The organism is Pedobacter sp. MR2016-19, assembly GCF_014947265.1.
In the GTDB taxonomy this organism is placed as follows: domain Bacteria; phylum Bacteroidota; class Bacteroidia; order Sphingobacteriales; family Sphingobacteriaceae; genus Pedobacter.
In genome coordinates this window covers 91,003-103,417 of record NZ_JADCNK010000016.1, presented here as the reverse complement: position 1 = coordinate 103,417, position 12,415 = coordinate 91,003, and the positions used below count along the sequence as shown (strand labels likewise).

Sequence of the window (12,415 nt, the reverse complement as noted above, 5' to 3'; positions counted from 1 at the left end):
TAACTCAAATGCAACACGAGTTACGGACAATTAGCAGAGACACACGTATCTAGCGGAGAAGTATGATCGCGATGGCAAAAGTCTTCAGGGCCTTCAGTTAATTTTGGTACATCTGGATCACAGCATAAAAATCCTGTACAATCCTTTTTTGATGAGCCATATGCCGCATTTCCTCCATTTACCTTAGATAATTCCTCATTTGTCAATTTAGAAACAATCGACTTGTTCAACGTTAATTTTTTCTTTTGCATTTTGGTTTTGGTTTTGGTTTAAGTTGCTTCCTACTCTACTGGCTTTTCGGATACCGCCATTAACAGATTATCATGTTAATATTTTCAATATAGGTAATTTTGAACTAATAAAATTTTGCAATGCATAATTATTAAGCATTTTTAAAATCAATGATCTATACTAATTTAATAAAACGCATTCGTCCCATCGTGTGTCACTTGTATCTAAGAACGCTAAGTAAATCATCGCAACCCCACAAGCCCCGTCTAAAAAAGCTCTGCTGCCTTTAAATGCGCGATTTTCGAAATTACCGGTTAGAAAAATATATTCATTATTCTTCTTATATTTCAAAGTTTTCCACAACCAGAACTCAGCTGTTTCCTTAAATTTTTTTTCGCCAGTTGCTAACCACATTTTAAGAAATAAATACGAAACACCTGCAGTTCCATGGCAAAAACCTGGATCAACAAGCAAAGTGCTTTCAGGCCTTATCCTTTCTGACAATTTTAAAAATCCTTCTATTGCTATTTTTTTTAAGTCTATTGATGAAATAAGTGGAGCTAGATTAAACAAGGTATAAAAGATACCCAAATCACCATAACACCAAGCCATTCTGCTAAACTGAAAAGCATTCTGACTTTTTCGATAGTCTATTGCTTTAATAGAGTTTGGGAAGAAGGAATCGCCTTTCGAATAATCTTGTATATTGCTCAACAAAAATTTCACACCACCCATTATTAAATTTTCACATTCATCTTTTAAAATGTTTTGTAAATAACATTGGTGTAGGAATTGTATTATTCCTGTGGTACCGTGAGCTAAACTGAAATTATAGTAGTTTTCTTTATTGATCCAATTTTCAGACAACCATTTAGTCTCTTCGTCATTCGTTATAGAAATACTCTTCAAATGCAATACCGTCATCTCAACAAAATCATATTTTTCCGCTTTTAAAAAATATCTGGCTATACCTATAGCACCATTTAATTGGTCAATATTTCCGTCTAATAACTCTTGTTTCATATTATTAAATAAAACTAAATTAATCTCTTCAATTAGATCAGATTCCAATTCTTCAATAATATCATTTTCAGATAGAAATTTCATCATCCAGCTACAGCCCGCCATACCTGAAGAAAAACTTCCGTTTATATATTCTCTACGATCAATATTATCCAATAATCGATCTAAGTGGCTGTAGAGCTGCACTAAAATCTCTTCATCATTCGATATCTTATAATTTTGATAGAGATAAAGGCAAAGGCCTGAAAGTCCATTATATAACCCGATACCTTCTTTTGCGGACGGGGGCGAATCAGTTAATAAATATTTATTTAATTCTTGGAGCTCTCTTCGGACCATGTCCAGAAGTTTCACATCAAGTTCGTTGGATTTGTTCGTCATTATCTTTTGTCCCATCTGAATGGAAATGGTAGCGGTGAAATACTTCTAAAAAAAGCCAGACCGTCGAATTTATTACCGAGTGGCATAAATACTCTGTTGAGCTCAGTTTGGCTGGACTCGTAAGTAGCCCCAATATTTTTCGAATATGTCTTTTTATTTAAAAAATTATTTATTTCGGTATCCTTGTTTGCTGTTTTAAAGTCTAGAATAAAATTCTGCGCCTTGCATTGGCTGAATATAAATTCCGAGGACTCGGGATCCTTCACTTCAGGCATGGTGAACACTTCCATCTGAGATGTTTTTGCACTTCCTGCAGAGAAACTTCCGGTATAAAAACTCATGCCTAATACATAATAACCTTCATTATACTTCTCATTTAGATAGCTTCCCATATTCTTTATGTCAGTGCCAATAGGCGACTTGGAAATATGACCATTGTGCGCAAGTAATATCATAGGTTTCTTTATTTCATGTTCATATATCCAGATAACATTATCTGCCATATACCTATCTCTGATCTTGGATCTATTGTAATTGTATTTTTCTTGAAAATACTCATCATACTGCAAGATAGTCATCAATGACCTAGCTATTATCGAAGTGTCCTGGTGAGAAGAAAGTTCCTCTCTTAATTCAGAGGTCAATTGATTTAATTTTCTCTTATCTGTACCACTAACATGAGAGCCAATAGGTCCTAACAGTAATTTCAATCCTTCCTTGGCTGAAGCACTTAATTCCTTGCTAAGCTTGAAATTACCCGTGGAGATATAAGCTATGGCTGCCGACTTTTGCATGTCACATCCATAAAAACTGACTTTTTCTGCCTTGGGTTTATTAAAATTATACTCTTTAAGCCACTCAACTATATTTAGGAACTCCGGTGTACGGTAGATTCCCATACCGGTTGATAACAAAGCATAATATTTATTCCCCTTACCTTTTTGGATATAATCGTTAAGCGTTTGTGTACCATAAAAATCAGCTTCCAAAACAATAACTTTATAATTTAGGTGTGAGACTAAATATTTAATTATTTGACCTCTAAAATCAGTAAATTCTTTAATTCCATGGGTTTCCTCCCCTAATGCAATTATCTTGTTAGAAGATAGACTAGGAGTGAATGATGCGAAATTTACTGAATCGCTTCCATCATGGCTTTTACCTATTTCAAGTAAATTTTTATTCAAGGATTTGATTAATGAAGTTTGAGCATTAACCGTTGAGATTAACGTTACAAATAAAAATACCTTTATTATAATGTATTTTTTCAAGCAGTGTTCAATGATTTTTTTGAAATATAACATAAAGTACAATTTGTAATTAGTTTTTGCAAACTAATGTTTAAAACCAAAAAATCAAAATTTCATACACTGTATATTTTTACAAAATAAATAATCTCTCTTTACGATCGAAAAATTATTTATATTACTTACACTGTTGTCCGGTAAAACTAATGGGTTGGCGCAAGCACCAACCCATTAGTTTTACCTTTGAAGTTACGAAACAACAACAAAATAACCCCTCAGAGTACAGCAGCTAACAAAAAAACATTAATCCCAGTTTTACCGGACAACAATGATTGATTTAATTTAAACTTTAATTTGATTAAAATCTTTCTGTTGATTCTGGTTTGCAATGATACGCTTAATCACTAAATTTGCCGCCCTAAAAGCGGGTTGTTTGTTCAGGCAAACCGCTTTGCTAAAAGTTAAAAAAGACTAAAATGGAAGAAAACGATTTTGTTTCTATCTGGCTGGAAGAAACCGGAAATCCTGCAATTGAGAAACTAGAACAGCTAAACCTGGAAGTTGCCCTTAAAACGACAGCATTACTTGCCGTAAAAGGTTCAACTGAAAACGAACTTGCTTCTATATTGGATATTAATCCTGATGAAATCAAAAGGTGGTTAATTGGCAGACATGTTTTCAGTATCAAAACCATTAATGAAATTACAGCTGCATTAGCCGAAATTGACACCAATAACACCGGAAAGCAACAGATAAACTAATATATAAATTGCAACAGGGCTGGCTCACAAACGTAGCCCAGGTATTTAAATTTCTTTACTTCTCTACTGTAGTTTCGCTAAAGTTAACTGTTTTAAGTTTACTCGCATTCTTTTCCTCCAAAGCTTTTCCTGCATAGTCTGGCTTATTTGTACCCCATACTACATTGCTGTTAAGTAGGCTGATGTATCCGGTATTTTCAAAATAAAACCCCGCAATCGCACTTTTAACGAGCCCCTCAACATTGCTTGGCCTGCGGTCATATACTCCGCCTGCTTCTTTTGTTGTTTTATCAAGGTAAACACTAACCTGATCAAAATAGATCTCAGAAATTTTATCAGGACTTTCGCCACTGATGTATACACCACTTTCTCCGGTACACCGGATATTACTGAAATAAATATTTTTAACTGCTCCAACCTTGCCCTTGGTTTGGCCCTTCGGCAAACGCCAGCCAGCATCTTTATTGTTGCTGGTTGCTCTTGGATAAGCGGTAATATAAATCGGCTCTGCCTTGCCCCACCATACATCCGAAAAAAGTTTCGATTCGATAAACAGGTTAGAAAAAATCACATTATTTACGGTACCCTCATCACGGTTTTGAATACCAATACCGCGGTTACTCTTTCTGATATTGCAGTTATTGATCAGTACATTGCTAATCCGGTCCATATTTTCTGAACCTATTTTAATGGCGCATGAGCTGGAGGTCATGGTACAGTTACTGACTACAATGTTTTCACAGGCACCATATTCTTCAAATTCACGCCTGTTTTTTAAGCAGATACAGTCATCACCCGATTCGATAAAACAATTGGTAATCCGCACATTTTTACTGTGATCCAGATCAATTCCATCACTATTACGGATTTTAATGCTGTTCAGTAATGTTATATTGGATATCGAAACATCATTACAACCGATTAAATGAACGGTCCAGTAGGCAGAATTTTGAAAAGTTACCCCATCTATATTCAGTTTATTACAGCCGGTTAGCGTAAGCAAATGCGGTCGCGGATCTACAATATTAAAAGGTTTTAAAACATACGAGTCGCTAAGCTCCTCCCCCATAAACGAAATTCCATTCCCATCAATCACCCCTGTTCCGCTAATGCTTACCTGTTCTAGTTTTTCTCCGCCTATCCAGATGGTACCCTCACCTTTATTGTCTCTAAAAGCACTTTGCGTATACAGTTTTTCATCAGGACTGGCCAGGAGTTTAGCACCACCTTCTACCCTTAATTCCACAAACGATTTTAAGTTAAAAGGACCGGCTAAAAACACATTCCCGGCGGGTACAATTACCTGTCCACCCCCTGCTGCAGAACAGGCATTGATAGCTTTCTGAATGGCAGCTGCATCGTTGGTTTTGCCATCGCCAACCGCACCATAATTTTTAATATTATATACTTTATTCTGGGCCATCCCACCGAAAGAAATCAGCAGTGCAAAAAAGAGTAAAATTTTTATCTTCATTTTATAATTCGTTATGGATAAACACAATAGGTTATTTTAAGCAACTCCTAGCTTACCAAAAGACGGTATAAAGCGCTGCAAGAATACCACAGATAATAACCGAGGCAATGGTAAACGCAGGAGTAACCTTAAACATACTGCTGTCAATTTCCAATCCCTGAGGGTTATTTTTACTTTTAGGATCGGTTAAGGTTACCAGAACCATTAAAACCATTATAATCACAAATACCCACGACATTCTATTTAAGAAAGGAATCGGTGCGATAGCGCCATTGGTTAGAGTAGGTAGAAATTTAAAAAAAGTAGATAAAGGGATGGTTAATAAAGAAGCGGTAAGCGCTGCACGTGAAGTGGTTTTCTTCCAGAAAAAGCCCAGTAAAAAGATAGCAAAAACACCCGGCGAAATAAAACCAACATATTCCTGAATAAACTGATAAACCTGATCGAAACTCCGTAGTGCCGGAGCGATAACGATAGCAATTAAAGATGCAACAACCACAGACCAGCGACCAACCGAAACCAATCGGTTTTCTGAAGCTTCAGGTTTAATAAACTTCTTGTAAATATCAAGTGTAAAAATAGTGGCAATGCTATTACATTTTCCGGCAAGTGAGGCTACAATAGCCGCAGTAAGTGCAGCAAAAGCCAGTCCTTTAATTCCTGCTGGCAATAAATTCATCAGGACCGGATAAGCATGATCGGGTTTAACTGTCCCGGCTGCATCAAGCATTTCGGAATGGAAATAACCACGTTGATAAAGCACATAGGCTGCAATACCCGGAATAACAACAATTACCGGAATAAGTAATTTCAAAAATGCTGCAAATATTAATCCGCTACGCCCGGTCTTTAAATCGGCTCCCAATGCCCGCTGAACAATATACTGGTTACAACCCCAATAATTTAAATTATTGATCCATAAACCACCTACCAGTACCGCAATACCAGGCAATTCATTGTAAAATTTATCTCCTTGAGAAAATATCATATGAAAATGATCAGATGCTTCACTGCGCAACAAAGGAAGCGACGCCAAAACACTGGGTGCATCCAGTTTTTCAGCTACCAGTTTAAGTGCCATATAACAGGTAATCAGTCCGCCTGCCACTAAAACAAAAACCTGTATTACATCGGTATAACCAATTACCTTCATGCCCCCAAGGGTGATAATGGCTGAAAAAATGGCCAGAAAAATGATACAGATATTAAAAGGAATACCTGTAATTGTTTCAATAGCGATGGCACCAAGAAAGAAAATAGAAGTTAAGTTTACAAATACATAAACAAGTAACCAAAAAACAGCCATTAATGTACTTACCGTATTATTATAACGGTTAGACAGAAACTGTGGCATGGTGTAAATTTTGTTCTTAATGTAAATGGGCAGAAAGAATATGGCTACAATAATTAATGTAGCGGCGGCCATCCATTCGTAACTGGCAATGGCAAGCCCCATTGCAAAACCCGAACCCGACATACCAATAAAATGTTCGGCAGAAATATTAGAAGCAATGATAGATGCACCAATTGCCCACCAGGTAAGTGAGCCTTCCGCCAAAAAATAATCCTTCGTATCAGTACGCTTTTTTTTCTTGCTTCGATAAACCCAATAGCCGTATGCCGAAACAATGATAAAATACATTAAAAAAACAACATAATCGAATACAGATAAGTGATTCATAAAGATTTTTAACATTTGGTTTTCTTAAAAGTCAGAAAAAATCCCAATGTTGAAGGTTTAATTCAATTATTTAATTACGTAAACGTTTTCGCGTATCAGCCAGCAATAAGCTAAATTTAGCCTGTTAACAACCTGTAGATTCGCGTTTGGTCAGCACCGATTTCAATATGATATTCTGTTCATCGTCCAGTTGTTTATTGTGAAGGATTTTGAAAAGGCATTTTGCTGCTTCACGTCCAATTTCAAAAGCAGGTTGTGAAATTGTTGTAAGCGAAGGGCTTAAGAGCTTTGCCGTACTCAGGTTAGAAAAGCTGAGTACTTTAACATCATCCGGAATCTGCAAACCCAATTCTCTACACGCACAATAAGCAGGAATGATGAATTCTTCAATAGAAGAAAAAAGTGCATCGGGTTTATACTTCCCAAGCAATTCCTTGATCTGTTGCAGGTTAAATTCTTCATCATCATGATATTTAATCACGAGTTCATCCGAAGGCGCCAGCCCATGTGATTTCAGTGCGTCGAGATAGCCCGCAAACCTTGCTTTACCTGCCGGAAGATTTTCGAGACCAAATAAATAGGCAATTTTAGTACAGCCACACTCAATTAAATGTTCAGTGGCCTGAAAAGCAATTTCATAATCATCAGTAGTTACTTTAACCGCATCCAGGTTTTCATACACCCGGTCGAAAAATACCAGCGGAATTTTCTTGACCAGATTGGCATAATATTCACTATTGTATTCACTGCTTGATACCGAAGTAAGAATACCGTCTACCCTTCCGTTTAATAAACTGTTGGTAAAAGCTTTTTCTGCTTCTATATTTTCGTGGGTTTGATAAATGAGTACATGGTAACCATACTGCCGGGCTATTTCTTCAATTCCCATGATGGATAAGGAGAAAAAATTATTGGCTACGCAGGGTATAACTACTGCAACAGTTTTTGTTTTATTGCTCCGAAGGTTACTCGCTGCCGGATTTGGTGTATAATTCAGTTCTTTAGCCAAAGTCCACACCCTGTTTTTGGTTTTTAAACTGATTTCATGGCTGTCGTTGAGGGCCTTAGAAACGGTTGCGATAGAAATGTTCAATTCCTGAGCCAACCGCTTAATATTAACTGTTTCCGCCATGTATTTAATTTTGTTTGTTAGTTTTTTGAGGTTTACCCGGCCTTACCGCGAGAAATACGATAGGCCAAACCCGCTCTTTTCTTCATCAGCACCTTCATCAAAAACAGTAGCTTCCTGGCTATACGGATATAAACAGAGGAAGTTGAAGTTAAAAATAAGTTAGCTGGTTCAGCAGCCCGATATCTTTTCAATTATGAATAAATAGCTGGCCGCACACGCAAATATAAAATAATCGCAACATCATCGTCAATTTTTTTCTTTCGCCCGTTTCGCTAACATAAACCCATGCCGGGCAGCATCTGCTAAATCAGCAACAAATTGCAACCACTTAAATTAAACTTTTTAATTCGTATTCCGCAGTCCTAAATAAGATTTTACGTAATCGTTTAAGTAAATAAAGTTGGCCAAACATAAAATTTTAAGCTTTCAAAAACTCAACTTTAACCCAACAACCAACAAAATTTTATTCAACTCAATTTCTAGCCTTATGAGAAACCAAAGTGCATCTTCAGAGGACAACCAAAATCCGTTGCAAAATCTTGATCAATGGGAAGATGATATATTAACCCGCTATCCGGATCCTAAAAACATAAATGCTGACAAAAAAGAAGAGCAGTTCAGAAATTACGAAGAAACCGAAAAAGATAGTGTAAAAGAATTTTACAGACTTAACCATACCTATCAAACATACGATTTCGTAAAGCAGAAAAAAGCAGATTACTTAAAGTTCGACAAACAAGAGATGCCTATCTGGAGTGCGTTTGATTTTTTGAATAAGTTAGTAGACGATTCTGATCCTGATACCGATTTAGACCAAATGCAGCATTTGTTACAAACATCTGAGGCGATCAGAAACGACGGCCACCCCGACTGGATGGTGTTGGTAGGCTTAATCCACGATATGGGTAAAGTGCTTTGTTTATTCGGAGAGCCACAATGGGCTGTAGTTGGCGATACTTTCCCGGTAGGTTGTGCGTATTCAGATAAAATTGTTTATCCTGAATTTTTCAGTCAGAATCCCGATTACAACAATGAAACTTATCAAACCAAATTGGGTGTTTACACTCAAAATTGTGGGCTGGACAATGTAGATATGTCTTGGGGGCATGATGAATATGTATACCACATGATGAAGCCCTACTTGCCAGAACCAGGTTTATATATGCTCCGTTACCACTCTTTTTATTCACAGCACAGGGAAAATGCATACGATCACCTGATGAATGAAAAAGACCATGAAATGTTTAAATGGGTTAACCTGTTTAACCCTTACGATTTATATTCTAAAAACCCCAATCAGAAAAGCTGGGAAGAACTGCAACCTTATTACAAAGCACTGGTGGCTAAATATTTACCGGCTACTATTAAATTTTAATTCTATCTCCAAACATTAATAACCAAATAAACAATTTATGAATCTAATTTTACAAAAATCATGAGATTTAAATGTACACGCTTAAAGTATAGTGGCCTATTTATGCTGCTTTTACTCATCAGCCAGGTGTTCAACGTTGCCTACGCGCAAACTGAACGAAAAATTACTGGAAATTTATTAGATAATACAAACCTGCCTGTAATCGGTGCGTCTGTTTCAGTAAAAGGTACTTCGAAAGTAACTTCTACAGGTGCAGATGGATCATTCAGCATTTCAGCAAAAACCGGTGACAAAATTCTTTTCAGTTTCCTGGGCTACCAAACTAAAGAACTCACCGTAGGTACAGCGTCTACCTATAAAGTTACTATCTTAGAATCTACCGCCGCTCTTAATGATGTGGTTGTCGTGGGTTATGGTAAAAGTTCAAGAAAGGCGTTAACCAGCTCCATCTCTACGGTTAAAGGTGATGATTTAAATAAAGGGGCAATTAGTGATGTTGGCCAGATGTTACAAGGTAAAGTACCGGGACTAAACATCAGCCGTAGTGGCGATCCAAACCGTAATGCGGCAATCATCATGCGTGGTGCATCTACCCTTCGCGATGGTGCGCAATCGCCGTTATTTGTAATTGATGGTGTAGTTGGTGCAGATATTTCCATTCTGGCACCTGATGATATTGCATCAATCGATGTATTAAAGGATGCTGCAGCTGCTGCCATTTATGGTAACAGGGCTGCCAATGGTGTAATCATGGTAACAACCAAAAAGGGAGTTTCCGGACAAACTCAAATCTCATACAACGGCTATTTTGGAGTAGAAAACGTTTCCAATCGTTATGATATGATGAACGCAGATCAATTGCGTGCCTTTTTAGCAAAAACCAATTCTGCATTAACGCCTGCAAATGACAAAGGTGCAGATACCAATTGGCAGGATGAGGTACAAAGAAGCAATGCCATGTCGTATAATCATAATGTTTCTTTGAGCGGTGGTACAGAGAAAACGACTTATAATGCGAGCATTAACTATTTCAACCAAAAAGGTATTATCAAAACTAGTGGTTTAGATAGGTTTATTGGTCGTGTAGGTGTAGAACAAAAAGCGCTAAACGATAAACTGAAGCTTTCATTCAATTTAAGCAACTCGGTAAGTAACGCAGATTTAGTTCCGTACAGAAATACGGTTCTATCACAGATGCTTACCTATTTGCCAACTGCTCCGATTAAAAATCCTGACGGAAGTTATTTTGACAACCTGATTCAAAGCAACTATTACAACCCGGTTTCCATGTTGGAAAATGCAAAGGAAAACTTAAAAACGAAAAACATTTTAGGTAGTGTGAGTGCAAACTTAAAACTGCCGTTTGGTTTTACCTATGATGTAAATATATCTTACCAAAACACGCAAAATGTTTATGGTGCATTTTACAACAACATCTATACTTCCCGTTACAATAATGTAAGAAATACGCCTGATCCACCTGCAAATCCGACATTCGTAACCCTTCTAGGTAAAGATGGTTTGGCCGTAAGAAATGCCTATCAAAACACCAATAAAATTTTAGAAACCTACCTTACCTGGAATAAAAAGTTCGGTGACCACGAGATCAATGCAGTTGCTGGTTATTCTTACCAACAGTCGCTTAATAATGATGGTTTCCAGTCTACCTCAACCAATTTTCCTGTAAACGAAGTAAGTTATAACAATTTAAGTTTAGGAAATCCTTACGGAATTCCAACTTTTAGGGTTGATTTTAACCCGGGTGTTACCTATCAGGAGATTTTAATGATTTCTGACTTTGCCAGAGTAAATTATAACTATAAAAATAAATTTTTACTTCAGGGATCGATCAGAAGAGATGGTTCCAACGTATTCGGCAAAAACGAACAATGGGGTTATTTCCCTTCTGTTGGAGCCGGATGGAACATTGACCAGGAAAACTTCCTGAAAAATCAAAACGTAATCAAAACATTAAAGTTACGTGGAAGTTATGGTATTGCCGGAAACTCATTGGGTTTTGCACCGTTAACAACTAAACTAATTTATGGTCAGGTTGGCCAGTTCTATTACAATGGTGCACCGACAGAAGGTGCTTTTGGTGCCATACAAAATGAAAATCCGGATTTGCGTTGGGAAAAAACAGCAACCACTAACGTTGGCGTAGACTTTGGCTTGTTAAATGGCAGATTAACTGGATCATTGGACTGGTATAATAAAAAAACGACTGACTTGATTTTAACTTTCGGTGTAGACCCATCACTTTATCCAGCGTCTACATATACAGCGAACGTTGGAAAATTAAGCAATAAAGGTCTTGAATTCGTTTTAAATGGTAGCCCTGTGATTACGGATAATTTCAGCTGGACAACAGGAATTAACCTTGCTCATAATGTTAACAAAATAATTACACTTTCAGATAGCAAATTTAATATTGACGACAGATTGACTGTTGCACCTGATGGTGCAGGGCAGAGTGGTGCGACATTACAAATTTTATCACCAGGCCAGCCTATTGGAACATTTTTCACTTATAAATATGCAGGTAAAGATGCCAATGGCGTTTCACAATATTATGATGCTGCCGGAAACATAACAAAGACCCCACTCACCAAAACCGATTATTACAATCTGGGCAATGCACAGCCGAAAGCATTAATTGGCTGGAGTAACAACTTACGTTATAAAAATTTCGATTTGAGCATCTTCATGAGGGCTGTATTGGGTAATAAGATTATGAATGTTACCCGTGCTGATTTATTCCGTCCGAATACGGCTCAGTTTACCAATATTCCGATTGAGGTGGAGAATGAATCTGCTGCCGATTTTAATTCCTACAAGTATTCAAGCCGTTTCCTTGAAAACGGAAGTTATTTGAGACTGGATAATGCGACCTTAGGTTATACTTTTAAGAAGGGACTTATACCAGGTGTTAGCGCGCTACGTCTATACACAACGGCGAATAACTTATTTGTAATTACCGGTTACAAAGGAATTGACCCGGAAATTGACCAGGGTGGTACTGCTCCAGGCGTAGACACCAATAACTTTTATCCTAAAACCAGGACATTCCTGTTCGGTTTAAACGTATCATTTAATTAAATCAATAAGAG

Annotated in this window: 9 protein-coding genes; 3 read left to right on the top strand and 6 right to left on the bottom strand. The window is 37.1% G+C overall.

Going from position 1 to position 12,415, the window contains the following annotated elements; all coding sequences use genetic code 11:
- Positions 1–20: 20 nt before the first annotated feature.
- The 3 genes from IM793_RS18455 to IM793_RS18445 all read right to left on the bottom strand — a co-directional run bounded on the left by IM793_RS18455 (position 21) and on the right by IM793_RS18445 (position 2,906).
- The gene (locus tag IM793_RS18455) at positions 21–251 is read right to left on the bottom strand and encodes a class I lanthipeptide (RefSeq protein WP_193423883.1); all 231 of its coding nucleotides are present in this window, start codon (positions 249–251) and stop codon (positions 21–23) included.
- A gap of 160 nt (positions 252–411) precedes the next feature.
- A complete protein-coding gene (locus tag IM793_RS18450) occupies positions 412–1,635 on the bottom strand; it encodes a lanthionine synthetase LanC family protein (RefSeq protein WP_193423882.1) in 1,224 nt (407 codons plus the stop codon).
- Entirely contained in the window at positions 1,635–2,906 is a 1,272-nt protein-coding gene (locus tag IM793_RS18445) for an erythromycin esterase family protein (RefSeq protein WP_193423881.1), read from the bottom strand. Before IM793_RS18445 ends, IM793_RS18450 begins: the two co-directional genes overlap by 1 nt.
- A 452-nt stretch (positions 2,907–3,358) precedes the next feature.
- On the opposite strand from IM793_RS18445, the gene IM793_RS18440 reads away from it, so the two are divergent.
- The gene (locus tag IM793_RS18440) at positions 3,359–3,643 is read left to right on the top strand and encodes a hypothetical protein (protein WP_193423880.1); all 285 of its coding nucleotides are present in this window, start codon (positions 3,359–3,361) and stop codon (positions 3,641–3,643) included.
- A 55-nt stretch (positions 3,644–3,698) separates the two neighbouring features.
- Here IM793_RS18440 and IM793_RS18435 read toward each other — a convergent pair whose 3' ends face one another.
- From IM793_RS18435 to IM793_RS18425, 3 genes are all read right to left on the bottom strand, one after another.
- Positions 3,699–5,117, bottom strand: coding sequence for a glycoside hydrolase family 28 protein (locus IM793_RS18435; RefSeq protein ID WP_193423878.1), 1,419 nt, complete (start codon positions 5,115–5,117; stop codon positions 3,699–3,701).
- Positions 5,118–5,169: 52 nt separating this feature from the next.
- Positions 5,170–6,798 (bottom strand): sodium/sugar symporter, encoded by a 1,629-nt coding sequence (locus IM793_RS18430; RefSeq protein ID WP_193423876.1) that lies wholly within the window; start codon positions 6,796–6,798, stop codon positions 5,170–5,172.
- A 124-nt stretch (positions 6,799–6,922) separates the two neighbouring features.
- Positions 6,923–7,930: a LacI family DNA-binding transcriptional regulator gene (locus IM793_RS18425; protein ID WP_193423874.1), complete on the bottom strand. Its 1,008-nt coding sequence runs from the start codon at positions 7,928–7,930 to the stop codon at positions 6,923–6,925.
- A 487-nt stretch (positions 7,931–8,417) separates the two neighbouring features.
- On the opposite strand from IM793_RS18425, the gene IM793_RS18420 reads away from it, so the two are divergent.
- Together IM793_RS18420 and IM793_RS18415 are read left to right on the top strand one after the other, a co-directional pair.
- Positions 8,418–9,305 (top strand): inositol oxygenase family protein, encoded by an 888-nt coding sequence (locus IM793_RS18420; protein ID WP_193423871.1) that lies wholly within the window; start codon positions 8,418–8,420, stop codon positions 9,303–9,305.
- 60 nt (positions 9,306–9,365) lie between these two features.
- Positions 9,366–12,404, top strand: a complete 3,039-nt coding sequence (locus IM793_RS18415) for a TonB-dependent receptor (RefSeq protein ID WP_193423868.1) — start codon at positions 9,366–9,368, stop codon at positions 12,402–12,404.
- The last annotated feature ends 11 nt before the right edge of the window (positions 12,405–12,415 follow it).